The following is a 24,210-nucleotide window of genomic DNA, read 5'->3' on the forward strand; positions in this document are numbered from 1 at the left end:
TCACCAGAGCCCTTTTTGCCGGAGGACCTCGCTGACGGCCTGGATGCCGGTCCGATACGCGACGAAGAAGTCGTCCGCTTCCTCGTCGGTGAAGTTTTGCCAGATCATCTCGTCGCCTTCGAGCGAGCAGCGGATGAACCGCGATTTTACGGCTTCGCGGCTCTTGAAGCCCATGTGGTCGACGAGGAGGGGATTTTGACTCGCGAAGAACTTCTGGCGGCCTCGGGTCGCATCGACGCAGGCGGAGATCCAGTCGTAGTGCAGGCCGTCGACGAGCTCGTCGGCGACGACGGGGTTTGAAATGGTGAGGTAATAGAGGAACGAGAGCAGCCGCTTCTGGCCGAAGCTCAGGTGTTGTTCGCGGAGCTCTTCGCCGTTGTGGCGTCGGAAGAGGAAGGAGGGTCTCCCGAACAAGGCATAGGGCTTCTTTTCGGAGGCGTCTCGCTGGAGGAGTTCGAGGTGGAGCGATGCGCTCGAAAAACCGGTCAGATCCACGAACCGGCGCAAGAAAGGCAGGTTATGGTGCTCGACCGAGATGCGTTCGTCCGCGCTCTGGAGCGAATCGCCGAATACTTTCACGAGCTCGGGGCTTGCAAGGGACCGCCCGAAGGGGCCTTCAAGAGTAGAGAGGGTCACGTCGCCATTGGGGCCAATTTGCTGGAAAAGTGTCAGGATCTCATCAAAGCGATGCACGTCCCCGGACATGGCTGCCGCCTCCGCGCTCTCACGAAATCGGGGTTGTGTGATTAAAAGGTTAGGGTAGCCAAGTAATAGAATTAGATAGAATAGCGAATATCCACCTGCCCGGCTTCTGGCTCGCATGCCAAAGTGCCCGTCGATTCCGCGTTCGTCACCAGTCATGTCGCTGCTTCCAAGGCCCCCGGAGAGCTCTGCGCGAAATCGACGCTGGGGTGAATGCTCGAGCGCCGGCAGACTTTCTACACGCTCGGGGACGATGATCGGCTCCGAGTTCTTGACGGACCACTTCACCTCGACGGGCCCGAATGAAAGCCTCGCCTCCAGGTCGTAATCAAGGCCCTCAAAAGCCTTCAAATCCGCTCGAATCGTCGCCGCAATCAACTCCAGCAGCGTCGTCTTCCCCGTCCCATTCTTCCCGAGCAGGACGTTCCACTCGTCGTCGAACACGAGCTCCGTCGGCCGCACGTTCCGGAACTTGTTGATCTTGAGCCGCCGGAGCCGCGGCCCGGGGATTCCGTTCCCGCCGTCGGGGGCCTGTGTCGTCGTCTCCGGGGTCGCGTCGCTCATCGCGCGCAGCATCGCACACGGCAGGGCAGGGGGCCTACCTCCCGGCCTCGCCGTTCCCGTTCAACCTTCCTGTTCCCTCTACCGAGCCCCGGGACAGAACTGTTTAGACCGAGCCCTCGCTCCACCGTCCCCTGTTGTAAAACATCTTTCAAATTTGCTCGCTCCCCCGAGCCCCGGGACAGAACCAGTTCAGACCGAGCCCTCGCTCCACCGTCCCCCTCTGTAAAACATCTTTCAATTTTGCCCGCTCCCCTGAGCCCCTCGACAGAACCGGTTCAGACCGAGCCCTCCCTCCACCGTCCCCCTCTGTAAAACATCTTTCAATTCCGCTCCCTCCCCCGAGCCCCGCTGAGAACCCGTTCTCCCGTGGCCTTCCCCTCCCGAGGCCCCCCTTCTCGGTTTGTCGCGATCCGGCTACGCTCCCCCGACCCATGCCCGACGAAGACAAGCTCCGCGCCTTCGGCCGCCTCGTGGTCAAGCTCCAGCAGCGCGAAGACCTCACCCGAGACGAAGTCCGCGAAGCCTACCGCCAGATCTGGCGCAACGAGCAGCCCGAGCTCCACCAGGGCGCCTTCATCGCCGCCCTCCGCGCCAAAGGCGAGTCCCAAGCCGAGCTCACCGGCGTCGTCGAGGCCTTTCAAGACGAGTGGCGCCTCTGGTTCCCCCACGTCGTCCGCTCGCCGGAGCCCCCCCTCAGCATCGCCGGCGTCGGCATGGACGCCCTCAAGACCATCAACGTCTCCAGCGGCGCCGCCGTCCTCGCCGCCGCCTGCGGCCTCTACGTCCACAAACCCGGCGCCCCCGCCCTCACCGGCGTCAGCGGCGCCGCCGACATGTTCGCCCTCTGGGGCGTCGACCTCGACGCCCCCGGCGAAGCCCAGGTGAAGAGCACCGAGACCTGCCGCCTAGGTTTCACCTCCGTCGTCGGACGCGCCTTCATGACGAGCGGTTTCGCCCGCGTGATCAGCCAGATCCGCATCGGCACGTCGTTCCACATCGGAGGCCCCCTCGTCCGCCACGTCGGCGAACGTCACAAGATCGCCGGCGTCCCCGAGCCCCGTCTCGTCCGCATCGTCTGCGAAGTGATGCGAGACCTCGGCTACGAGCGCGCCCTGGTCCCCTGCGCCGAATCCCGCGCCCACCCAGGTCGCTACCTGGACGAGATCGGAAACGTCGGCCCAACCCACGTGGCCGAGCTGCTCCCCGGCGGCGAGATCCGCGAGTACACGATCCGCCCCGAAGACGCCGGCCTGCGCGAAGCCCCCTTCGAAGCCATCGCCTCCCGAGGCACAGCCGAAGAAAACGCCCGCATCCTGGCCCGCGCCCTCGGCGGGAAGGTCGAAGGCCCGATCGTCGACGTGCTGCTCCTGAACGCCGCCGCAAGCCTGAAGCTGATGGGCAAAGTCGACTCGCTCGCCAGAGGCGTGGATCAAGCACGTCTCGCGATCCACGAAGGCCGCGCAATCGCCCAGCTCCGCGCCCTGATCGAGTCACAAAACCCCGAGCCCGCCCGCGGTCGCGCCAAGCTCGAAACTTTGCTCGCAGACTAAAAGTCGTTGGAACTACGTGACGAGCCCCCCTCCGGTGGGTATCCTCGGCGCATTGCGTCGTCCGCCGTGAACGGGGAACAATTTCCGATGACGAACAAGACCACCTACACGAAACACATCGAAATGTCGGCCGACGAGATGGCAAACCTCGCCGTCTGGGATCGCGCCGTCCTCCGAGCCTGGCAGGACCCCGAGTTCCGCCAAAAGCTGATCGACGACCCCAACGCAGTCCTGTCCGAGCTCGGCTTCAAAATCCCCGCCGGCGTGCGCTTCGTCGTCGTCGAAAACACCCACGACCGCCGTCACATCGTCCTGCCGTCCGCTCCGTCCGGAGACGTGTCGGTGTTGCCCCTCGATACGTCGCCGCTGCACGACTACGATCCTGGGTTCTGATGTGAAGCGTGGGCGCCGGGGTTTCACCCCGGTCCCCGACCAGGGGCTCTCCGCCCCTGGACCCGGACCAGGCACGGCCTGGACCGAAGGCGGAGAAACCGCGCAACGCGCGGTTTCTCCGACGGGCCCGTGGCAAGACCCGAAGCCCTCGTTGCCAGTCGAGGCGGCAACGTTCCACCCTCGAACAGACACGTTCGCGCTGCGGTCTTGACTGGCAACGTCGTCGCCGGTCTTGCATCGGCCCGTTGCAAAAACCGCGCAACGCGCGGTTTTTGCACCCTCGGTCCAGGCCGTGCCTGGTCCGGGGTGCAGGGGGCGGACAGCCCCCGCTGGGGCCCGGGGTGAAACCCCGGCGCTACGCCTTCCTGCCTTGGCGCGTGACGAGCTCGATCAGGCGCGTCACGTCAGGCACCCCGAGGCCCGTCGCAGGGTCCCAGCCAGGGGCGGCCGAGTAGCCAGAGAGTTTGTGGATCACGGCCTTGCCGTGGGCGTTGAGGACGTTCATGGCGACGTCCGTGCTGCCCTCGGAGATCTCGCGGAAAGGGGCCGGGGTTTCCTTCCGGAGCGCGTAGAGCAGCGGGTTGACGAAGCCGACGCGTCCGAGTCCAGCTGCGCGCCGAGCTTGGTTCATGAGGGCCACGATGGCTGCCCAGATCGGCGCGGCCACGCTGGTGCCGCCCGCGTAGTCGACCCACTGTCCACACGCGACCGCCTGGTAGCCCTGCATCGTGAGCGGCTGGCCCGGCGCGCGCTGCACGGCCGATCCCGAGGCCATGAGCGCGACGTCAGGGAAGCCGCGGCCATAGGGGACGACGGCAGGTTCGCCCTCGCCGCGGGCATACCAGCCCTTCATCGCGTCGGTTTGCCATTTCGGAATGGGCACCTCGCGGCTGAACCCACCACTCGACGCGAGCCGCACGAAATGAAGCACGCGGCCGAGCCCAGGAGGCGGCGGCCCACTCCACGCGATCTCCGTGAGCGGCGCGCGACCCGTGATCATCGTGCCGCCGACCGAGAGCACACGTTCCTCCACAGCCGGGAAGACCCCGTGAGGCCAGGGTGCGTCCCCGACGTACCTCCCGTCCTTGATCGTGCGCGGCACGCCGTCGAAGGCGCCCCAGTCGCCCGCTGCGCTGATCACCGTGACGCCGATGGCCGCAGCTTGATCGAGCAGGCCACTCACGACGCGGCGCCCGTGCACTCGGTAGTAGCTGCGCTCGGGCGTGATCCAGCTCGTCGAGACGATCGTCGGCATGTTCTCGCGGTCGCCGATCACCTTGAGCAGGAACGTCACCCACGGATCGGCGATGACCATCGGATCGACGAAGTACACGAGGATCCGCGCGCCCGGCGCCATCGCGCCCACCCACTCGACGGTCATCGCGACCTCGAGCGTGTAGAGCTTGTTCGCGCTCGTGACCTTCGAGGGCCGTGATCCCACGTGGTACGTCTTGATCTCCGGCGGATGCGGGATCCCGTGGGCGTCCCAGAACGCGTGGAGATCGCTCTCTTCGAGGGCGCCGCCGAGCATCAAGAGCGCGATCGTCTCGCCGGACCCGTCGAGCTCGCTCATCGGCGGGAAGCGGTAGATCTGGCGCACGTCGGCGGGGGTCAAGCCGAAGCCGGGCTCGGGACGGCTCTCGCGCGCGCCTTCGAGCGTGGGGAACTGCATCGGGTGCTCGGAGCCCGCGTCGGCGACCATCGTGCTGCGCGCGCGGTTGCCGCTCTGCCGGACCTTCACGGACTGGACGTACCGCGCGATCTGTCGCGGGATCGGCCATTCCATGGGCGTGAGCGCGCGCTCGTCCTTCTCCTTTTCGTCGAGCCAGCGCCGGCACTCGGCGCCGAACGTGCGGCCCACGGCCTCCTTCGTGGTCTTCACGAAGATCGTCTGTCCCGAGACGCTGCGCACGTCCATGTGCGGCATGCCGTGCTCTTCGAGCCACTCGAGCACGGCGCGGCGCTCGTCCGAGGGGAGGACGACGAACTTGCGCAGCTCCTCGCGCTCGAGGTGCCGCGCGCGCTTGTGGTTGTCGGGGTGGCTCGCCGCCTCCGCCGCGCGCCGGATCGACTCCCGATCGTTCTCGTGCAGGACGAAGACGAGGGTCAGCTCGTCGCTAGCGTAAGCGTTCAAGCCGAGGCCCCGGGCGCGAGCTTTACAAATCCTTTTTTCGCGGCGGCGCGTACGACGGAGAGCGTCGCGGCGCGGATGGCGTCGGGCGACGCGTATCCCTCGGGCAGGAGCCGCGGGGCCTCGGCGAGCAGCGTCGCGACCTCGCGGTGGCGGCCCATGGCGTCGACGACCGGGCCGAGCACGGGCGCGATCTTGCTCGGCGCCGCGTGCGTGCGATGCGTGAAGTCGGCGTCGTCGCTCACGAGATCGTAGAAGACGTCGAGCTCACCCGTCGGTTTGCCCTCGCTCGCCATGGGCTCGGTGCGCAGCGCCAGCCGGAAGGGCGCGAGGTGCTCGATCGCATGCTTCGGCAGCTCCGCGGGCGGCGGCAAGCCGTCGTCGTAGAACACGTTGTACACGTCGCCCTGGAGGCCCGCGATGCCCGCGACGAGCGGGATCACCGTGTCGTCCGTGACGGCGCGGAGCGTCGGGAAGAACCCGGCGCTCGCCATGGTGAAGGCCTGCCGATCGTCGACCGCGAGCTTGCCCGAGGCGTTCACGAGCCGCTGCGCCTCCCACCACCACGACGGCGCCGCGCGGTTGTTCCCGTAGAAGTAGCGCGCGAGCCGGAGGAACGAGCCCGCCTCGCCGCGGATGTAGTCGGCGTACGCGCGCCAGAGCGCGTCCTCGGGCAGCTCTTTGCGTGCGCGCGCGGTGCGGTACGTGTACGCCGCGCGATGACCGCTCTGCATCGCGAGCGTCACGCCCGACGAGAGGATCGGATCGACGAAGATCGCCGCGTCTCCGGCCGTGGCCCAGCCCGGTCCCGTGGGGCTCTTCGCCCACGACGACCAGTCGCGGGTGACGGCGATGCGCTTGCCTCCGCCGATGAAATCGTCGCGGTTGGTGGCGCGCGAGAGCAGGCCGCGCACCTCGGGGCAGCCCTGGATCGTCTCGTGGTAAAACGACTCGGGATCCTGGTTCTGGAGCGCGTCCTTGAAGTGCGTCGTGTTCGTCACGACGCCGACGCTGAGGAGGTCTCGAGCGACGGGGATGTACCAGATCCAGCCTTTGTCGACCGAGCAGATGAACACGTTCGTCCGGTCGTGCGTGCCCCGGTAGAGGATCTTCCACTCGGCGCCGGACCAGTAGCCGTAGACCGCGTAGTTGTTCATGTGCGGATCGAAGACGCGGCCGCCCGGCGTGAAGCGCGTGCCTTGCCCGCTCGCGTCGAGCACGAACGAGGTCTCGATCGTGCCCTCGCGGCCCTGATCGTCCTCCCAGTCGACGCCCGTGACGCGGCCCTCTGCGTCCTTGTGGATGGTTCGTCCGCGCGTCCCTTCGCGCACGTCGGCGCCGAAGTCCCGCGCGCGGTTCATGATCATGTGGTCGAACTCGGCGCGCCGGACGTTGAAGGCGTTGAACGTCTCGTCGCGCTCTTCGGGCCGGCGCAGGAGCTTCGAAAAATCCTGGCCGAGCACGTTGAGCACCTCGGCGCCTTCGTGGAGCCGGACGTCGCCGAGCTTGAGGTAGTCGGCGTCCCAGGGCGTCCGATCGCGGCCCCACACGAAGGTGATGCCCATCTTGCGGATGAAGCCGGCGCGGCCGAGATCGTCGTAGATCCCGAGGTCACGCAGGACCGGGTTCAGCGCGGGGATGAGGGATTCGCCGATGTGGTAGCGCGGGAAGCGCGCCTTCTCGAGGACCGTGACCGAGAGGTTCGGCTCGTACTTTTTGAGGATGGCGGCGAAGGTGCTGCCCGCAGGACCTCCGCCGAGGACGACCACGTCGCGATGCTCGATGCCCATGATTCGGCCTCGATTATCACGCGGCGCGCGCGCCTGGAAGCTTCGCGCCCGATGGGGTATCCGTGCTCTCCGAGGGCCGGGGAGGAGTCGCCGATCGTGCAGGGTTCCGACATCACGTGGGCGCGCATCGCGGAAGGAAAGATCGTGGTCGCGACGAGCACGCGGGCCTTCCTGCACGAGGACGCGCTGGCCTTCGGAGGGCCGTTCTCGGTGCCGCCCGAGGGGCCGGTGAGCCTCGCGGCGACGCGGAACCTGCTCGACGGCGCGGTGGGCGTCGCGCAACGCGAAGGGCCCGCGCCGCCGCGGCGCGAGCTCACGCTCACGGGCTGGATCCATCGCCTCGCGGGGTACTTTCATACGACCCACGCGACGCCGCCGCTCATGATCGAGGCCGCGGCGCGCTTCGAAGCCGAGGGGCGCGCGGCGCTCGCGGCGTGGGCGCACGAGAAGTCGCGCGACGAGCACGGGCACGATGCGCTCGCGCTGCGAGATCTCGCGTCGCTCGGCTACGACGCCCGCGCGCTCGTCGCCGCGCACGTGCCGGAGACCGCGGCGGCGCTCGTGGATTTCTTCACGTCGCTCGTGCGTGGACCAGGAGATCCCGCGCGGTGCGTGGGGTACGCGTTCGCGCTCGAGCGCCTCGCCGCGACGCGCAGCGCGGCCGAGGTGCGCGCCGTGCAAGCCGTGCTCCCGCGCGGCGTCGACGCGACGCGGTGCCTGCGCGTGCACAGCGCCGCGGGCACCGACGCGGATCACGTCGAGGACATCGTCACGCTCGCGGCCGGCCTCTCGCATGGAGAGCGCGAGGCGATCACGCGGGCCGCTTACGAGACCACCCGGATCGGGAAGCGCGCGCGCGGCGACGCCGCTCTCCGCGACGACGATCTCTCCACGATGTTCGAGCCGTTTCGCGTCGCGCTCGAAACTTGACACGAGGGGCCCGCCTCGGCTGCGATGCTCGGCCTCTCGACAGGGAAGAGCGGATGTACCAGAGGCGTCACGTCCCGAGCCCGCGCGCGCTTTCGAAGGCCTATCGTTTCCTGCGGCTTCCGCTCGCGATCGACGTCGCGTCGATCGTCGCCGAGATCGAGGCGACGGACATCACGTGGCTGCCGAGCCAGTGGAAGTGGCACCTCGGCACCTCGTTCTGCATCCTGCGCGGCGGGCAAGAGCGAGGCTGGCCCGGCAGTCGTCTCACGAGCGGAGGCGGCATCGATGCGCCTGCGCTCGAGGCCCTTCCGCGCCTGCGCGAGCTGCTCGACACGGCGTTCCCCGCGCGCCCCGTCTCCGCGTGGCTCGGCTTGAGCCCGCCGGATTCGCGCATCCATCTGCACGTCGACAACACGCCCCACTGGGACGAGCACCACCGCTTCCACGTCCCGCTGATCACGACGCCGGCCGCGCGCCTCTGCGTCGCGGGTCGTTTCCTGCATCTGCCCGCGGGCACCGCGTGGGCCTTCAACAACAGCGTGCCGCACGGCGCGGAAAACCTGGGTCCCCCGCGCATTCACCTCATGGTCGATCTGCCGCCCGCGCCGGCGGTCGAGGCTCTCGTCGCCGCGGGCACGCCGGAAGAAGGCGCGAAAGATCCCGAGGCGATCGCCCGTTTGTCGCGGGATCCGATGGAGTCGATCCCCGAGGCGATGAAGTCGGACGCGTATCTGCTCTGGCGACTCGCGCAGCAGTAGCGGGAGGAAGGGGAGGGGAGGGAAGAACACCCTCCACTTGACCAACCCCACCTCGACGAACCTCGAACGTGCCCTTACGGAACGTTCTTCTCTCACCGAATTTGCGTCACCGTGTGGTCCGACCAACCGTTCGTCGGACCGTGAGGGAGGGGGCGCGGCAAGTTGCCGCAGCCGTGCGGCGCTTTGCCATCTTGCCCTCGTCGGCTGGGGACGGCAAAACCCGCCCGCGTCGTCGGGAATTCCCGATGATCGAGCGTCCACATGGCGAGATACCTATTCCCAAAGTGGTCCAACCGGGTGCTGCCGATGGTGGCCGCCTTCGTACTTGCTCCGCTTGGCACCGCGGCTGCCGGCGGCCTTTGGTACTACGGTACCAACAAGCACGTCGAAGTTGGCTACACGCCCACACAACCCGTGGACTACAGCCACAAGCTGCATGCCGGCGATCTCGGCATCGACTGCCGTTACTGTCACACGGCCGTCGACAAGAGCGCCCAAGCGTCCGTCCCTCCCACCGAGACGTGCATGAACTGCCACTCGAAGGTGAAGACGGATAGTCAAAAGCTTCTTCCCGTGCGGGAGAGCTACGCCACGGGGAACCCCATCCCCTGGGTGCGCGTCCACAACCTGGCCGACTACGCGTACTTCAACCACCAGGCCCACGCGACCGCAGGAGTGGCTTGCCAGAGCTGCCACGGCCGCGTCGACCAGATGATCAAGGTGAGTCAGGCGCAGCCCCTGTCCATGGGCTGGTGCCTCGACTGTCATCGGAACCCCGAGCCGAACCTCCGGGATCCGAAGGACATCACCAAGATGGTCGACGAGACCGTGCCGGCGAGCGTCGCGAACCTCGCGGCTCCGCCCTCGCAGCGCAAGGTCTCGCCTCCCGTTCACTGCTCGGGGTGCCACCGATGAAGCGAGCTCCGTATCCCATCGAGCCGGATACGTCCGGAAAGAACTACTGGCGGAGCCTCGACGAGTTCGAGAAGTCACCGTCGTTCGCAGAGGACCTCACGCGCGAGTTCCCGGAGGGCGCCGCAGAGCCTCCGCAAGGGACGAACCGCCGGCAGTTCCTCTCCATCATGGGCGCGTCGATGGCCCTCGGCGGTCTCGCGGCGTGCCGCAGGCCCGAAGAGGTCATCGTCCCCTACACGCGCGCGCCGGAAGAGGTCATCCCGGGCAAGCCGCTCTTCTTCTCGACCGCGATGCCGATCCTCGGCACCGCGATCGGCCTCGTCGTCGAGACGCACGAGGGCCGGCCGACGAAGATCGAGGGCAACCCGCGGCACCCCGAGAGCCTCGGCGCGACGAACTCGTTCGTGCAGGCGTCGGTGCTCGACCTCTACGATCCCGACCGCAGCCAGAGCCCGCAAGAGAAGGGCCTGGCGCGGACGTGGGACGAGGCGAACGCCTTCCTGCGCAAGCTCGGCGACGACGCGAAGAAGAAGAACGGCAAGGGCCTCGCGGTCCTCGTCGAGGATCATCGCTCGCCCACGCTCGCGGCGCAGCTCGACGCGCTCCTCAAGCTGATGCCCGACGCGCGCGTCGTGCGGTACGAGGCGTTCGGCCGGGACGTTCAGGAAGAGGGCGCGCGGATCGCCTTCGGCAAGGCGCTCGTGCCCGTCTACGACATCGGCGAGGCCGACGTCGTGGTCTCGCTCGACGCGGACTTCCTGCTGAACGAAGGCAGCGTCGTGAAGAACGTGCGCGCCTTCGCGGCGCGGCGGGACCCGGACCGCAAGGACAAACCGATGAACCGGTTCTACGCGATCGAGAGCATCTTCTCGGTCACGGGGACGAGCGCGGATCATCGGCTGCGCCTTTCGAGCCGCAAGATCCCGGCGATCGCGTACGCGCTCGCGCAGGAGATCGCCGCGGCCGCGAAGGTGGAGCTGCCCGCGGACATCACGTCCGCGCTCGGCGGCGCGCCCGCGCTCGATCCCGACGCGGCGAAGCTGGTCAAGGCCATCGCCGGCGATATCGCCAAGCGCAACGGCGCGGTCGCGATCGTCGTGGGTCGCAAGCAGCCCGCGGCCGTGCACGCGCTCGTGCACGCGGTGCATCGCGCGATCGGCGCCGTCGGCAAGACGGTGAAGCTCGTAAAACCCCTCGACGAGGTGAAGGGCGGCCCGGCAGAGATCGCGGCGCTCGCGAAGGACCTCCAGGCGGGCACGGTCGACACGCTCCTCGTGCTCGGCGGCAACCCCGTCTTCAACGCGCCCGCGGACGTCCGCGACGCCATCGGCAAGGCGAAGACGCTGGTCCACGTGGGCACGCACGTCGACGAGACGGGCAAGGCCGCGGCGTGGCACCTGAACCGCGCGCACACGCTGGAGAGCTGGGGCGACGTCCGGTCCGAAGACGGCACGGGCGCGATCATCCAGCCGCTCATCGCGCCGATGTACGGCGGCAAGACGGACGCGGAGATCCTCGAGGTCTTCCTCGGCGGCACGCGCAAGGGCTACGACCTCGTCCGCGCGAGCTGGCGTGGGGCGCAGTCGCTCGTCGCCGACTTCGAGCGTGACTTCCGGCGCGCGCTGCACGACGGCATCTGGAAGGACAGCGCCTTCCCGGCCGAGACGGCGGATCTCGACGCGGCGAAGGTCGGCGCGGCGATCAAGGCGCAGAAGGCCGTGGCGCCGAAGGGCGACCTCGAGGTCGTCTTCGACCCGGATCCGCACACGTGGGACGGCCGGTACGCGAACAACGGCTGGCTCCAGGAGATGCCGGACCCGATGGCCAAGCTCACCTGGGGCAACGTCGCGTCCCTCTCGCCGAAGACGGCGAAGGGGCTCGGCGTGGTCGACGGGGATCTGGTCACGGTGAGCGCGAACGGGGCGTCGGTGACGTTGCCCGCGCTCGTGGCGCCGGGCCTGGCGGACGGGACGATCCTCGTCACCGTCGGTCAAGGCCGGACCGTGGTCGGTCGGGTCGGCAAGAACGTCGGCGTCGATACGGGGGCGCTGCGCGCGAGCGCGGCCTTCCACGTCGCGGACGGCGTGTCGATCACGAAGGCGGGCGGCTCGACGAAGCTCTCGCGGACGCAGGAGCACTTCCTCACGGAGGGCCGGCCGCTCGTTCTCGAGGCGTCGTTCGCCAAGTACCAGGCGAACCCGCAGGTCGTCCCGCCGCCGAAGAAGTACCTGAGCCTCTTCGAGGAGCGGAAGTACGACCAAGGTCACGCCTGGGGCATGACGATCGATCTCGCGGCCTGCGTTGGCTGCAACGCTTGCAGCATCGCCTGCCAGGCGGAGAACAACATCCCGATCGTCGGCGCCGAAGGCGTGCAGAGGTCGCGCGAGATGCACTGGCTCCGCATGGATCGGTACTTCGAGGGCGACCTCGAGAACCCGACCAGCGTCTCGCAGCCGATGATGTGCGTGCACTGCGAGAATGCGCCGTGCGAAGAGGTCTGCCCGGTCGCGGCGACGACGCACAGCCCCGAGGGGCTGAACGAGATGACCTACAACCGGTGCATCGGCACCAAGTACTGCGCGAACAACTGCCCCTTCAAGGTTCGTCGGTTCAACTACCACGACTACACGAAGGACACGATCGAGCAGCACAAGATGCAGATGAACCCCGACGTCACGGTGCGAAGCCGAGGCGTCATGGAGAAGTGCACGTACTGCGTGCAGCGCATCAATCGCGCGAAGATCTCCGCGAAGGCGGAGGGGCGCGACCGTCTCCGTGACGGCGAGGTGGTGACGGCGTGCCAGGCGGCTTGCCCGGCGCAGGCGATCCACTTCGGCGACCTCAACGACAAGCAGAGCGAGGTGGCCAAGCGCGCCGCCGGGCCGCGTGGATACAAGCTCCTCGAAGAGCTCAACATCCGCCCGCGCACGTCGTACCTCGCCAAGATCAAGAACCCCAACCCTGAGCTGGAGGGGGCATGACCACCGCCGCCCTGCAAGAAGACACGCCCGGCAAGCGTGCTCCACTCGTCCTCGGCCACCGCGATTTCAACGCGGTGACCGAGACGGTCGCGGGGATCGTCGAGAAGAAGACGACCCCCTCGTGGCTGGTCCTTTTGGGCCTGGCGGTGAGCGTACTGCTCATCCTGCTCGGCTCGCTCGGTAAGCTCGTCGCGGAAGGCCTCGGTATCTGGGGTCTGAACAACACGGTCTTCTGGGCCTGGGACATCACCGGCTTCGTCTTCTGGATCGGTATCGGCCACGCCGGCACGCTGATCAGCGCCATTCTCTTCCTGTTCCGGCAGAAGTGGCGCACCAGCATCAACCGCGCGGCGGAGGCGATGACGATCTTCGCCGTCATGGCCGCCGCGATTTACCCGGTGTTCCACGTCGGTCGCGTGTGGTTCGCGTATTGGCTCTTCCCGATACCGAACCAGATGAGCATGTGGCCGAACTTCAAGAGCCCGCTGCTCTGGGACGTGTTCGCGATCTCGACGTACGCGACGGTCTCGATCCTGTTCTGGTACGTCGGCCTCGTGCCGGACCTCGCGACCCTGCGTGATCGCGCGACGACGAAGGTCCGCTCGATCGTGCTCGGCATCTTTTCGCTCGGCTGGCGCGGCTCGCACCGGAACTGGCTGAACTACGAGAAGACCTACCTCATCCTGGCCGGTCTCTCGACGCCGCTCGTTCTCTCGGTGCACACGATCGTTTCGTTCGACTTCGCCGTGTCGATCATGCCGGGCTGGCACACGACGATCTTCCCGCCGTACTTCGTCGCCGGCGCCATCTTCAGCGGCTTCGCGATGGTCGTGTCGCTGATGGTGCTCGCGCGCAAGGCGTACGGTCTCGAGGGCCTGATCACCATCAAGCACCTCGAGAACATGAACAAGATCATCCTCCTCACGGGGACGATGGTCGGTTACGCCTACGCGATCGAGTACTTCATCGCCTGGTACGGCGGTAACGAGTACGAGCGCTTCGCGTTCATCAACCGCGCGTTCGGTCCGTACAAGTGGGCGTACTGGACCATGTGGAGCTGCAACGTCTTCTCCCCGCAGCTCTTCTGGTTCAAGCGCATCCGGACCAGCATCCCGGCGATGTTCGTGATCTCGATCTTCGTGAACATCGGTATGTGGTTCGAGCGCTTCGTCATCATCGTGACGAGCCTTCACCGCGACTACATCCCCTCGAGCTGGACGTACTTCCGGCCGAGCCTCTTCGACATCTCGACGTTCCTCGGGTCGTTCGGTCTGTTCTTCACGCTGTTCCTCCTCTTCCTCCGGTTCATGCCGGCGGTGGCCATCAGCGAGGTCAAGGGCGTGATGCCGCAGGCGGATCCGCATGCGGGCCACGACGGTCACGACGACCATGGGCACGACGCGCACGACGACCACCACGAGGAGGCGGCGAGCGCGAAGGGCGACGAGGGCGACGAGGCGTCGGAGGGCGACGCGGAGAAGGACGAGGAGGAGTCCCGTGGATAAGGCTCATCGTCACGAAGAGCTCGAGGAAGAGGCGGCGAAGCCGTTCGGCCTCATGGGCTACTTCCTCACGCCCGGCGAGCTGATGCACGCCTGTGAGAAGCTGAAGAACGCGGGGTACAAGAACTTCGACGCGCAGACGCCGTTCCCCGTGCACGGCCTCGAGAAGGCGATGGGGCTGCCCCCGTCGAAGATGCCCTGGATCGTGCTGGCCGCCGGGACGACGGGCCTGCTCAGCGCGATCGCGCTGACGTGGTTCGTCTCGATCGACTACCCGCTCGTCATCAGCGGCAAGCCGTCGTTCTCGTACCAGGCGTACATCCCGATCATGTTCGAGCTCACCGTACTCTTCTCGGCGTTCGGTGCGTTCTTCGGCATGTGGGGCATGAACCGCCTGCCGATGTTCTACCACCCGTCGATGAAGCACCCGTCCTTCCCGCGTGCGACGGACGACGCGTTCTTCGTCACCGTCGAGGCGAAGGACCCCAAATACGACGCGTCGAAGACGAGGAAGCTCCTCGAGGAGCTCGGCGCGCGCGAGATCGTGGAGGTCACGGAATGAGGCCCGCCGCATTCCTCTTGTTCGCGTTGGCCCTCGCGGGCTGCCGCGGCAACAAAAGCGAGGAGCCGCCGGTCCACGTCTTCGGCGACATGGACTGGCAGCCCAAGTACCAGTGGGGTGAGGCGAGCCCGTTCTTCGATGACGGTCGCGCGATGCGGCCGATCGTCGACGGGACGGTGCCGGTCGGCCACCTGGACGAGGACGACGCGTATCACCGCGGCAAGGACGCGAAGGGCGAGTTCGTCGCCCGCGTGCCGGTCGAGGTGGACGAGAAGGTCGTTCGTCGTGGCCAGGAGCGCTTCAACATCTACTGCGCGCCCTGCCACGACATGTCGGGCAGCGGCCGCGGGATGGTGGTGCAGCGCGGCTTCCCCCCGCCGGTCGAGCTCTCGTCGGATCGCGTCCGGACCATGCCGGACGGGCAGATCTTCGACACCATTTCGCACGGCGTCCGGAACATGCCGTCGTATCGCAAGCAGATCCCGGTGGCCGACCGGTGGGCCATCGTCACGTGGGTGAGGGTGCTCGGCAAGAGCCAGCATGCCTCGATCGACGACGTGCCTGCCGAGAAGCGCAGCGCGATCGAGCCGGAAGGAGACGCGCAATGAGCCAGGCGGCGGCGATGACCGCAGGTCGGGCCACGGGCGGCAAGGCCAAGACCGACGACGCCCGGAAGCTCCCGAAAGACGTGGGTGACACGCTCACGAAGGCGGGCATGGGGCTCGCTGTCGTGGGCGTGGCGGCGGCGGGCGCCGGTTATGCGATGGACGCGAAGCGATTCGCGTTCTCGTATCTGATCGGCTTCCTGTTCGTCGCGACGATCGCGCTCGGCGGCCTGTTCTTCGTGCTGGTCCAGCACCTCGCGCGCGCGGGCTGGTCGGTGGCGGCGCGGCGGCAGATGGAGTGGCTCGCGGGCCTCCTCCCTGCGGTCGCGGTCCTCGCGATTCCGATCTTCCTCTGGGCGCACGACCTCTACCACCCCTGGATGGGGCCGCAGGCGGCGACGGATCCGATCCTGCAGAAGAAGGCGGGGTACCTGAACCCCTCGTTCTTCTATGGCCGGTCGGCGTTCTACCTCGTGGTGTGGGTGGCCCTCGGCCTCTACTTCATGCGCAATAGCCGGGCGCAGGACGAGAGCGGTGACCTCAAGCTCACCGAGAAGATGCAGACGGCGAGCGCGCCGGCGATGATCCTCTTCGCCCTGACGACGACGTTCGCGGCGTTCGACTGGGTGATGAGCCTCGACCCGCACTGGTACTCGACCATCTTCGGCGTGTACGTGTTCGCCGGGTGCGCCACGAGCTCGCTGTCGGTGCTCGCGCTCATCACGGTGCAGCTCCAGCAGCGCGGCTACTTCCGCAAGGTCAGCACGGTCGAGCACCGGCACGACATCGGCAAGCTGCTCTTCGGGTTCATCGTCTTCTTCGCGTACATCGGCTTCTCGCAGTTCCTGCTGATCTGGTACGCCGACATCCCCGAGGAGACGATCTGGTATCACCACCGCTGGGACGACGCGGGCTGGGCGAAGGTGAGCCTCGCGATCTTCTTCGGCCACTTCCTGATCCCCTTCCTGCTCCTGCTCTCGCGGCATGCGAAGCGGCACGGGATGGTGCTCTCGCTCGGCGCGGTGATCATGCTGGTCATGCACTACGTCGACCTCTACTGGCTCGTCATGCCGACGTTCGACCACCACTTCCACTTCAGCGTGGTGGACATCTGCGGCCTGCTCGGACCGCTCGGCATCGCGGCGTTCCTGGTCGCGCGGCAGGCTGCGCAGGGCCCGCTCTACCCGCTCCGTGATCCTCGGCTCGCCGAGACCGTGAAGGTGGACAATCCATGAGCAAGAAGAAGAAGAAGAACCAGGGCCGCGCGGAGTCCGCTGCCGAGGAGACCTCGAAGGTGTCCTCGGACAACGACGAGTCCACCTCCGAGGAGCGCGAGGACGGCGCGGAGTCGAGCGCGCACGCCGAGGAGCACGACGCTCACGGCGAGGCGCACGAGGGTGGTCACGGGCACGGCGGGCACGACCCGGTGGAGGATGACAGGCCGCGCAACGGCCTCATCACCCTCATCACGGTCATCACCTGCGTGGTCGTGGTGATCCTCTGCGTCGCGGTGCGCGAGATCTTCAACTACTACGTGGATCGCGAGCTCCACGACAAGGTCCTCTCGCTGCAATCGAGTGACCTTCGGGCTCTTCGCGCCTCCGAGCAGCAGAAGCTCACGCATTACCAGTGGGTGAGCAAGAAGGACGGCGTCGTGCGGATCCCGACGGATCGCGCTGTCGAGCTGACGATCGCGGGGTATCGGCAGCCGCCCGTGGCCCCGCCTCTGAAGGAGGAGCCGGCCCCCACGCCCCAGCAGGACAAGCCCGAGGAGAACAAGGGCGAGAACAAGGGCGAGGAGAAGAAGGACGGCGCCAAGGTCGAGGAGAAGGGCGACAAGAAGGGCGAATCCACGGATACTAAGCCCGAGGACAAGCCCAAGGAGCCCAAGAAGTGATGGTTCGTCCGGGCCGCTTCCTTATGTTCGTCGCTGCCGCGCTCACGGCGGCCGTGGTCACGCTTGCGCCGGTAACGCCTGCGCTCGCGGGGGATCCGGCGCTGCCGAAGGAGCTCGAGGGCGTGGATATCGAGGAGCGACCCGGCGCCGTCCTTCCGGCGGACACGAAGCTCCGCGATCAAGCGGGGAACGACGTCACGCTGGGCGGCTACCTCGACGGCACGCACCCGGTGATCCTGGTGCTCGCGTATTACGAGTGTCCGATGCTCTGCTCGCTGGTCGTGAACGGCCTGATGCAGGGCATGAAGGGCCTCGCCTGGACGGCGGGCAAGGAGTACCGCGTCGTCGTCGTCAGCATCGATCCCCGCGATACCCCCGAGGCGGCCCGCAAGAAGCGCGATTCGTACATCGGCGCGTATGGCCGGCCCGTGGCGGAGCGGGGATGGGATTTCCTGGTGGGGGAGGATGCCCAGGTGCGTCGCGTGGCCGACGCGGTGGGCTTCCGGTACCGCTGGGAAGAGGCGACGCAGCAGTACGCGCACGCGGCGGGCGTCTTCGTGTTCACGCCCGAGGGCAAGCTCTCGCGGACGCTGTACGGGCTCAATTACAGCGCGAAGGACCTCGAGCTCTCGCTGCTCGAGGCGTCGCAGGGCAAGCTCGCGTCCGCGTGGGGTCGCGTGCTCCTGTTCTGCTTTCATTACGATCCCGCAGAAAACAAGTACGTCCTCGCGACGAGGCGTCTGATGAAGGCGGGCGGTGCGTTCACGGTGCTGGGCCTCGGAGGCATGCTCCTCGGGTTCTGGCGGCGTGAGCGTCGTCGCGCGTCGAAGTCGGCGGATGGAGCTCTGGCATGAGGTTGGATCCGATCGAACTCGGCTCGTTCTGGATGCCGAAACAGTCTTCGACGATCGCAGAGGAAATCGATACTGCGTACTACATCGTCTACTGGCTGGATGTCGTGATGTTCGTTGCCCTGATGGGGGCGCTCGCGTACTTCATGTACAAGTACAAGCGACGCGGCCCGAAGGACAAGCTCAGCGACGTCACCCACAGCACGACGCTCGAGATTTCCTGGACCATCATCCCGACGATCCTCGTGATCGGCCTCTTCTTCGTGGGCCTCAAGGGCTGGATGAAGGCGATGGTCGCGCCGGGCAATGCGCTCGAGATCCGCACGACGGCGGAGATGTACATGTGGACGTTCACGTACCCGAACGGGAACGTGAGCGTGAACGAGCTCGTGGTGCCCAAGGGCCAGCCCGTGAAGCTCATCATGAGCTCCAAGGATGTCCTCCACAGCTTCTTCGTGCCCGAATTCCGGGTGAAGCAGGACGTCGTCCCGGGCATGTACACGACGGTCTGGTTCGAGGCCACGGAGAACCGCGATACCATCCTGTTCTGCACGGAGTATTGCGGCGTCGGCCATTCGGACATGATGGCCAAGGTTCTGGTGCTCGATAAGCCCGAGTACGACCAGTGGCAGGAGACGGGCCTCAAGCCCGGGGAGAAGCCGCTTCCCCCGGCGGAGCTCGGCAAGAAGCTCTACGCGACGCGTAGCTGCAACACCTGCCATTCGCTCGATGGGTCGCGCATCCAGGGCCCCACGTTCAAGGGGGTCTTTGGTCGGACGGAGCAGATCGCGGATGGTTCGTCGGTCAAGGTCGACGAGAACTACATCCGCGAGAGCTTGCTCGAGCCGAACAAGAAGGTGGTCCAGGGGTATCCGGCGGTCATGCCGACCTACAAGGGCCTGCTCAAGGAAACGGACATCGACGCGATCATCGCGTACCTGAAGACGGTGCAGTAGGGAATCGGAGGCTCGATCATGGCAAACACGGCTACGGTCGACGAACTCGGGCACGCGCCCGAGGTTCGAGGCAAAAACTACCTGAACCAAACTGCCGGCGTCTGGTCCTGGCTGACCACGGTCGACCACAAGCGCATCGGCATCATGTATCTGGTGTCGGTGCTCGTCGGCTTCGGCCTCGGCGGCATCTTCGCCCTTCTGGTCCGTCTCGAGCTGTTGACGGCGAAGAAGACCATCATGGACGCCACGCAGTACAACCAGGCGTTCACGCTGCACGGCGCAGCGATGGTGTTCCTCTTCATCATCCCGTCGATCCCGGCGTCGCTCGGCAACTTCTTCCTGCCGCTGATGATCGGCGCGAAGGACGTGGCCTTCCCCAAGCTCAACCTGCTGAGCTTGTACCTGTTCTGGATCGGCGCGATCTTCATGCTCGCGGCGATCGTGACGGGCGGCGTGGACACGGGCTGGACCTTCTACGTGCCCTACGCCTCCGGCGTGTCGACGACGTCGGTCATCTCGGCGACGTTCGGCGTGTTCGTGATGGGGTTCTCGAGCATCCTGACGGGGCTCAACTTCATCGTGACGCTACACAAACTCCGGGCCCCGGGGATGAGCTGGTACCGCATGCCGCTCTTCCTCTGGTCGCTCTACGCGACCAGCATCATCCAGGTGCTCGCGACGCCGGTCCTCGGCATCACGCTGCTCCTCCTCATCTTCGAGCGCGCGTTCCACATCGGCATCTTCGATCCGACGCTCGGCGGTGACCCCGTCCTCTTCCAGCACTTCTTCTGGTTCTACAGCCACCCGGCCGTGTACATCATGATCCTGCCGGGCATGGGCGTGGCGACGGAGATCCTCTCGACGCACTCGAAGCGCCGGGTCTTCGGGTACAAGGCGATCGCGTTCTCGAGCGTGGCCATCGCCCTCGTGTCGTTCCTCGTCTGGGGCCACCACATGTTCGTCTCGGGGCAGAGCGAGCTCTCCTCGGCGATCTTCTCCTTCCTCACGTTCTTCGTGGCCATCCCGAGCGGCGTGAAGATGTTCAACTGGCTCGGCACGCTCTGGGGCGGGTCGATCCGGTTCACGGTTCCGATGCTCTACGGCATCGCGTTCCTGTTCCTCTTCGCGATCGGCGGCCTGACGGGCCTCTTCCTCGGCACGCTGAGCGTCGACCTGCACCTGCACGACACGTACTTCGTCGTCGCCCACTTCCACTACGTGATGATGGGCAGCACGGCGATCGCGTTCTTCGGCGGCCTCCACCACTGGTGGCCCAAGATGACGGGCAAGATGTACGACGAGAAGCTGGCGCGCGTGGGCTTCGCCCTCACGTTCATCGGCTTCAACTGGACGTTCTTCACCCAGTTCATCCTCGGCACGCGTGGCATGCCGCGCCGCTACTACAACTACCTCGACCAGTTCCAGCCGCTGCACGCGTTCTCGACGTACGGCTCGTGGGTCCTGGGCACGGGCTTCCTCATCACGTTCATCTGCCTCGCGCGCTCGCTCAAGACCGGCGCGCCCGCGCCGGCGAACCCGTGGGACAGCACGACGCTCGAGTGGCAAACGGCCTCGCCGCCGATCACGGAGAACTTCGAGAAGGCCCCCATCGTGACGCTGGACGCGTACGAACGTCCCGCTGAGGAGACTGCTTGATGAGCGCGAAAGCCGAGGCTTTGGGCGGCGCCGGGGAGAGCAAGCTCTCCCCCCAGTTCCACGTCGCCCACCACTTCGACAAGGCAGACACCCAGTTCGACGCAGGTCGAATGGGCGTGTGGCTCTTCCTGGTGACGGAGATCCTGCTGTTCGGCGGCTTGTTCTGCGCCTTCGCCATCTTCCGTAGCAAGTACTTCCCGTCGTTCGTCGAGGCGCACCACCACCTCGACCGCGTGATGGGCGGCATCAACACCATCGTGCTCATCACGTCGAGCTTCACGATGGCGCTCGCCGTCCGCTCCGCGCAGAAGAACGAGACCAAGAAGACGACGCTCCTGCTCGCGATCACCCTCGCGTGCGCGGCGGGCTTCCTCGTGGTCAAGTACTTCGAGTACAGCCACAAGATCCACGACGGGCTCCTGCCCGGCGGGAACTTCACGGCGGCGGATTTCGCCTCGGGTCACCCGGGCATCTTCTTCGCCATCTACTTCATGATGACCGGGATCCACGGCGTGCACGTGGTCATCGGCATGGGCCTCATCCTCTGGATCCTCCTCCGGAACCAGAAGAACGAGTTCTCCAGCCGCTACTACGCGCCCGTCGAGAACGTGGGCCTTTACTGGCACCTCGTCGACCTCGTCTGGATCTTCCTCTTCCCGCTCCTTTACCTGGTCGGCTGATCCCCGGAGCAGAGCGCACCATGAGCACTTCGCACGCAGAGCACGACCACGGTCACGGTCACGGAAGCGCGAACGGCGATCACGTTCCGCACGTCCTGCCGTTCAAGGTCTACATCGGCACGTTCGCCACGCTGCTCTTCCTCACGGTCGTCACCGTGGCGGCGAGCTACGTGGACATCGGTCACACGGGCAACCTGATCGTCGCCCTCTTGATCGCCACGATCAAGGCGTCGGTCGTCGCGCTCATCTTCATGCACCTCAAGTGGGACCATAAGTTCCACGGGATCATCTTCGTCTCCGCGCTCATCTTCCTCGCGGTCTTCATCGGCATCACGATGAGCGACACGGAGTTCCGCGGCGAAGCCGAGTCGATCGAGGCGCATAACCCGGTCGATCTGAAGGACCCGTTCAAGGCCCAGCGCACCGGCGACGTCGCCATCCCCAAGGAGGCGGCTGCGCCCGCCGCCGCCGGCTCGGCCGCTCCGGCCGCCGGTTCGGCCGCCCCGGCCGTGACCCCCGCCAAGCACTGAGTCTTTCCCTCCCGCCCTTCGAGGGCTTGGCTCGCCAAACGAGCTGAGCCCCCAGCCTCCCTCGCGCTCCTTCAACCGCGAACCGCTCGACACCGGGTTCGGACTCGCCATAGTCTTCCGACCCGATGTCGGCCCGTGTCTCCGTTCCCCCCATCGCCGTCGTCGAGCCGGGGACGGCGCGCGCGGCGGGTGGTGTACCCGCGGGCGTACGGGCCGTCCTTTCGAGCGCGGATCCGATCCCCGAGGGGACCGCGGCGCGGTGGCTGATCCAGCTCCGCTGGCTCGCGATCCTCGGCATGGGCGCGACCACGGCGACCGGAAAATGGTTCGTCCCGGATCTCGCGGTCACGCCGGTGTTCCTGATCCTCGGCTTGCTCGTGATCCTGAACGGCGCGTTCGCGCTCGTTCTCGGCCGCATCCGCGGGCATGAGCAGCGCCTCGTCGCCGGGCAGATCACGTTCGACGTGCTCGCCCTCGGCGCTGTGCTCTGGGTCACGGGCGGCACGGGAAACCCGTTCGCCGCGTTCCTCGTGTTTCAGATCGCCCTCGCAGGTCTGCTCAGCGGCGGCCGCGCCATCCTCGCGATCGCGGGCCTGACCGTGGCCGTCGGCGCGCTCGTCTCGTTCGCCGATCCGCTGCCGCTCGCCTCGGCGCCGCTCGGTAAGGAGCGTGTCCACCACCTCGGCGCGTTCGTCTCGCTCGCGACCGTGGCTGGTTTCCTCGGCGTGTTCCTGTCCGTGTACGCGCGGCGGCTCGACGAGCTCCGGCAACGTTCGCTCCGCAACGACAAACTCGCGATGCTCGGCCGCGTGGTCGGCGGCATGTCGCACGAGCTCTCGACGCCGCTCGCCACGATCCTGCTCGCCGGGCGCGAGCTCTCGGAGCTCACGAAGGACGTTTCGCCCGACGCCTCCGAGCTCGCGCGTACGATCGCGGGCGAGGCGCAGCGGGCGAGCGACATCATCGGCCTCGTCCGTGGGTACATCCGGCCCGATCAGCGGTGCGAGGAGGTCGAGCTCGGCAAGCTGGTCATGGAGATGGCGGGGCGTGAGCTCCGGCGGCTCGCGTACCGGGGCGAGATCACGATCGACGCGCCCGAGCCGGTGCACGTGACGGTCATGCCTGCGGGGCTCTTGCAGGTGCTGGTGAACGTCCTGACGAACGCGACCGAGGCGATGGTGCGGACGGCGAAGCCGGAAATCGCGATCGTGGTGCGGGACGGCGGCGATCACGCCGAGATCGTGATCGCCGACAATGGGCCGGGGTTTGCGCCGGAGATCCTCGCGCGGCTCGGCGAGCCGTTCCAGACGACGAAGGAGCGCGAGGGGGGGATGGGGCTCGGGCTCTACGTGAGCTCGGTGCTGCTCGATCGGATGAACGGCACGTTGAGTGTGGACAATGGGGCCGAGGGCGGGGCAAGAGTGATGATCCGGCTCGCGCGCCGTGTGGCGTCGCGTGACTCGGAGGTGTGAGGATGCCTCGCAAGATCGAGACGGCGCTGCTCATCGACGACGACGACGCATTTCGCACGACGCTCCAGGGCGCGATGCGGCGGCGCGGGGTGCAGGCGCGGACGGCGGCGACGGTGGAGGAGGGGGTCGTCGCGCTGGAGGACGCGCCCGTGGATCTCGTGGTCGTCGATTACCGCATGCCGCGCGTCGACGGGCTCTCGGCCTTGCCGCGATTGCGACGGCTTTGCCCGGAGGCGGCGATCGTGATGCTCACGGGATTCGGGGACATCCCGCTCGCGGTGGCGGCGGTGCGCGAGGGCGCGGATACGCTGCTGACGAAGCCGATCGACGCGGATCGATTGCTGCGCGAGGCGACGGTCTTGTTCGAGCGCCCGCGCGCGCCGTTTTCGGGGGCGCCGCCGTCGAGCCGCACGACGTACAAGCTCGACGAGCTCGAGCGCGACGCGATCAACGCCGCGCTCAAGGATTCGGGGGGGGTGATTGCGGTGGCAGCCAAGCTGCTCGGGATCGATCGCCGGACGCTCCAGCGGAAATTGAAGAAATCGTCCTGATGATAACGTAGCGCCGGGGTTTCACCCCGGACCCGACCAGGGGTTGTCCACCCCTGGACCCGGACCAGCGCAAGCGCTGGACTCGGGGTCGATGAACTGCGCGGAGCGCAGTTCATCGAACGGGCCAGGTCAAGACCGGCGAGCGACTTTGCCAACCAAAACAGCGGCGTGACATTTCACCTGGCAACGTTCTGCCTGGTCTTGCCACCGGCCGTGGGTTGTAAAGCGCGGACC

At 66.9% G+C, this 24,210-nt stretch carries 21 protein-coding genes; 18 read left to right on the forward strand and 3 right to left on the reverse strand.

The genetic code is table 11. The features are described 5' to 3' along the window. Window positions 1–1,266 (reverse strand): AAA family ATPase, encoded by a 1,266-nt coding sequence (locus QHF83_RS42620; protein WP_282423835.1) that lies wholly within the window; start codon window positions 1,264–1,266, stop codon window positions 1–3. A gap of 431 nt (window positions 1,267–1,697) precedes the next feature. On the opposite strand from QHF83_RS42620, the gene QHF83_RS42625 reads away from it, so the two are divergent. Both QHF83_RS42625 and QHF83_RS42630 read left to right on the forward strand, forming a co-directional pair. After that, on the forward strand, window positions 1,698–2,816 hold the full coding sequence (locus QHF83_RS42625; RefSeq protein ID WP_282423836.1) for a hypothetical protein: 1,119 nt from the start codon (window positions 1,698–1,700) through the stop codon (window positions 2,814–2,816). A gap of 87 nt (window positions 2,817–2,903) precedes the next feature. Further along, window positions 2,904–3,209, forward strand: coding sequence for an NHLP leader peptide family RiPP precursor (locus tag QHF83_RS42630; RefSeq protein ID WP_282423837.1), 306 nt, complete (start codon window positions 2,904–2,906; stop codon window positions 3,207–3,209). Between the two features lie 355 nt (window positions 3,210–3,564). Here the strand turns inward: QHF83_RS42630 and QHF83_RS42635 are convergent, their stop codons facing one another. Both QHF83_RS42635 and QHF83_RS42640 read right to left on the reverse strand, forming a co-directional pair. Further along, on the reverse strand, window positions 3,565–5,343 hold the full coding sequence (locus QHF83_RS42635) for a S53 family peptidase (protein WP_282423838.1): 1,779 nt from the start codon (window positions 5,341–5,343) through the stop codon (window positions 3,565–3,567). Then, the gene (locus QHF83_RS42640) at window positions 5,340–7,130 is read right to left on the reverse strand and encodes an NAD(P)/FAD-dependent oxidoreductase (protein ID WP_282423839.1); all 1,791 of its coding nucleotides are present in this window, start codon (window positions 7,128–7,130) and stop codon (window positions 5,340–5,342) included. The genes QHF83_RS42635 and QHF83_RS42640 overlap by 4 nt, the downstream gene beginning before the upstream one ends. A 96-nt stretch (window positions 7,131–7,226) precedes the next feature. Between QHF83_RS42640 and QHF83_RS42645 the strand changes: the two genes are divergently transcribed. The 16 genes from QHF83_RS42645 (at window position 7,227) to QHF83_RS42720 (ending at window position 23,976) form a co-directional block, all read left to right on the forward strand. Then, on the forward strand, window positions 7,227–8,060 hold the full coding sequence (locus QHF83_RS42645; RefSeq protein ID WP_282423840.1) for an iron-containing redox enzyme family protein: 834 nt from the start codon (window positions 7,227–7,229) through the stop codon (window positions 8,058–8,060). Window positions 8,061–8,113: 53 nt separating this feature from the next. Further along, window positions 8,114–8,818 (forward strand): aspartyl/asparaginyl beta-hydroxylase domain-containing protein, encoded by a 705-nt coding sequence (locus tag QHF83_RS42650; protein WP_282423841.1) that lies wholly within the window; start codon window positions 8,114–8,116, stop codon window positions 8,816–8,818. 306 nt (window positions 8,819–9,124) lie between these two features. Then, the gene (locus QHF83_RS42655) at window positions 9,125–9,733 is read left to right on the forward strand and encodes a cytochrome c3 family protein (protein ID WP_282423842.1); all 609 of its coding nucleotides are present in this window, start codon (window positions 9,125–9,127) and stop codon (window positions 9,731–9,733) included. Further along, window positions 9,730–12,714: a TAT-variant-translocated molybdopterin oxidoreductase gene (locus QHF83_RS42660; protein WP_282423843.1), complete on the forward strand. Its 2,985-nt coding sequence runs from the start codon at window positions 9,730–9,732 to the stop codon at window positions 12,712–12,714. The genes QHF83_RS42655 and QHF83_RS42660 overlap by 4 nt, the downstream gene beginning before the upstream one ends. Next, entirely contained in the window at window positions 12,711–14,219 is a 1,509-nt protein-coding gene (gene nrfD / locus QHF83_RS42665) for an NrfD/PsrC family molybdoenzyme membrane anchor subunit (RefSeq protein WP_282423844.1), read from the forward strand. Before QHF83_RS42660 ends, nrfD begins: the two co-directional genes overlap by 4 nt. Continuing rightward, the gene (locus QHF83_RS42670; protein ID WP_282423845.1) at window positions 14,212–14,778 is read left to right on the forward strand and encodes a DUF3341 domain-containing protein; all 567 of its coding nucleotides are present in this window, start codon (window positions 14,212–14,214) and stop codon (window positions 14,776–14,778) included. The genes nrfD and QHF83_RS42670 overlap by 8 nt, the downstream gene beginning before the upstream one ends. Continuing rightward, window positions 14,775–15,386 carry a cytochrome c gene (locus tag QHF83_RS42675; protein WP_282423846.1) on the forward strand — a complete coding sequence of 204 codons (612 nt, stop codon included), beginning with the start codon at window positions 14,775–14,777 and terminating at the stop codon, window positions 15,384–15,386. Before QHF83_RS42670 ends, QHF83_RS42675 begins: the two co-directional genes overlap by 4 nt. Continuing rightward, the gene (locus tag QHF83_RS42680; protein WP_282423847.1) at window positions 15,383–16,618 is read left to right on the forward strand and encodes a hypothetical protein; all 1,236 of its coding nucleotides are present in this window, start codon (window positions 15,383–15,385) and stop codon (window positions 16,616–16,618) included. Before QHF83_RS42675 ends, QHF83_RS42680 begins: the two co-directional genes overlap by 4 nt. Further along, the gene (locus QHF83_RS42685) at window positions 16,615–17,280 is read left to right on the forward strand and encodes a hypothetical protein (protein WP_282423848.1); all 666 of its coding nucleotides are present in this window, start codon (window positions 16,615–16,617) and stop codon (window positions 17,278–17,280) included. The genes QHF83_RS42680 and QHF83_RS42685 overlap by 4 nt, the downstream gene beginning before the upstream one ends. Then, the gene (locus QHF83_RS42690) at window positions 17,280–18,134 is read left to right on the forward strand and encodes an SCO family protein (protein ID WP_282423853.1); all 855 of its coding nucleotides are present in this window, start codon (window positions 17,280–17,282) and stop codon (window positions 18,132–18,134) included. Before QHF83_RS42685 ends, QHF83_RS42690 begins: the two co-directional genes overlap by 1 nt. Continuing rightward, the gene (gene coxB / locus QHF83_RS42695; RefSeq protein ID WP_282423849.1) at window positions 18,131–19,087 is read left to right on the forward strand and encodes a cytochrome c oxidase subunit II; all 957 of its coding nucleotides are present in this window, start codon (window positions 18,131–18,133) and stop codon (window positions 19,085–19,087) included. Before QHF83_RS42690 ends, coxB begins: the two co-directional genes overlap by 4 nt. A gap of 18 nt (window positions 19,088–19,105) precedes the next feature. Continuing rightward, a complete protein-coding gene (gene ctaD, locus QHF83_RS42700) occupies window positions 19,106–20,743 on the forward strand; it encodes a cytochrome c oxidase subunit I (protein WP_282423850.1) in 1,638 nt (545 codons plus the stop codon). Next, window positions 20,743–21,423 carry a cytochrome c oxidase subunit 3 family protein gene (locus tag QHF83_RS42705; protein WP_272424256.1) on the forward strand — a complete coding sequence of 227 codons (681 nt, stop codon included), beginning with the start codon at window positions 20,743–20,745 and terminating at the stop codon, window positions 21,421–21,423. The genes ctaD and QHF83_RS42705 overlap by 1 nt, the downstream gene beginning before the upstream one ends. Before the next feature lie 20 nt (window positions 21,424–21,443). Continuing rightward, window positions 21,444–21,953 carry a cytochrome C oxidase subunit IV family protein gene (locus QHF83_RS42710; RefSeq protein WP_282423851.1) on the forward strand — a complete coding sequence of 170 codons (510 nt, stop codon included), beginning with the start codon at window positions 21,444–21,446 and terminating at the stop codon, window positions 21,951–21,953. A gap of 125 nt (window positions 21,954–22,078) precedes the next feature. Next, the gene (locus tag QHF83_RS42715) at window positions 22,079–23,425 is read left to right on the forward strand and encodes an ATP-binding protein (protein WP_282423852.1); all 1,347 of its coding nucleotides are present in this window, start codon (window positions 22,079–22,081) and stop codon (window positions 23,423–23,425) included. 2 nt (window positions 23,426–23,427) lie between these two features. Further along, window positions 23,428–23,976, forward strand: a complete 549-nt coding sequence (locus QHF83_RS42720) for a DNA-binding response regulator (protein ID WP_272424250.1) — start codon at window positions 23,428–23,430, stop codon at window positions 23,974–23,976. Window positions 23,977–24,210 lie beyond the last annotated feature (234 nt).

The organism is Polyangium sp. 15x6, assembly GCF_029960785.1.
GTDB lineage: Bacteria > Myxococcota_A > Polyangia > Polyangiales > Polyangiaceae > Polyangium.

Coding starts and splice junctions, on each gene's coding strand:
- QHF83_RS42620 (WP_282423835.1), bottom strand. CDS start 1,266: ATGAGCGACGCGACCCCGGAGACGACGACACAGGCCCCCGACGGCGGG.
- QHF83_RS42640 (WP_282423839.1), bottom strand. CDS start 7,130: ATGGGCATCGAGCATCGCGACGTGGTCGTCCTCGGCGGAGGTCCTGCG.
- QHF83_RS42650 (WP_282423841.1), top strand. CDS start 8,114: ATGTACCAGAGGCGTCACGTCCCGAGCCCGCGCGCGCTTTCGAAGGCC.
- QHF83_RS42675 (WP_282423846.1), top strand. CDS start 14,775: ATGAGGCCCGCCGCATTCCTCTTGTTCGCGTTGGCCCTCGCGGGCTGC.
- nrfD (WP_282423844.1), top strand. CDS start 12,711: ATGACCACCGCCGCCCTGCAAGAAGACACGCCCGGCAAGCGTGCTCCA.
- QHF83_RS42630 (WP_282423837.1), top strand. CDS start 2,904: ATGACGAACAAGACCACCTACACGAAACACATCGAAATGTCGGCCGAC.
- QHF83_RS42685 (WP_282423848.1), top strand. CDS start 16,615: ATGAGCAAGAAGAAGAAGAAGAACCAGGGCCGCGCGGAGTCCGCTGCC.
- ctaD (WP_282423850.1), top strand. CDS start 19,106: ATGGCAAACACGGCTACGGTCGACGAACTCGGGCACGCGCCCGAGGTT.
- QHF83_RS42715 (WP_282423852.1), top strand. CDS start 22,079: ATGTCGGCCCGTGTCTCCGTTCCCCCCATCGCCGTCGTCGAGCCGGGG.
- QHF83_RS42680 (WP_282423847.1), top strand. CDS start 15,383: ATGAGCCAGGCGGCGGCGATGACCGCAGGTCGGGCCACGGGCGGCAAG.
- coxB (WP_282423849.1), top strand. CDS start 18,131: ATGAGGTTGGATCCGATCGAACTCGGCTCGTTCTGGATGCCGAAACAG.
- QHF83_RS42720 (WP_272424250.1), top strand. CDS start 23,428: ATGCCTCGCAAGATCGAGACGGCGCTGCTCATCGACGACGACGACGCA.
- QHF83_RS42710 (WP_282423851.1), top strand. CDS start 21,444: ATGAGCACTTCGCACGCAGAGCACGACCACGGTCACGGTCACGGAAGC.
- QHF83_RS42655 (WP_282423842.1), top strand. CDS start 9,125: ATGGTGGCCGCCTTCGTACTTGCTCCGCTTGGCACCGCGGCTGCCGGC.
- QHF83_RS42660 (WP_282423843.1), top strand. CDS start 9,730: ATGAAGCGAGCTCCGTATCCCATCGAGCCGGATACGTCCGGAAAGAAC.
- QHF83_RS42625 (WP_282423836.1), top strand. CDS start 1,698: ATGCCCGACGAAGACAAGCTCCGCGCCTTCGGCCGCCTCGTGGTCAAG.
- QHF83_RS42705 (WP_272424256.1), top strand. CDS start 20,743: ATGAGCGCGAAAGCCGAGGCTTTGGGCGGCGCCGGGGAGAGCAAGCTC.
- QHF83_RS42690 (WP_282423853.1), top strand. CDS start 17,280: ATGGTTCGTCCGGGCCGCTTCCTTATGTTCGTCGCTGCCGCGCTCACG.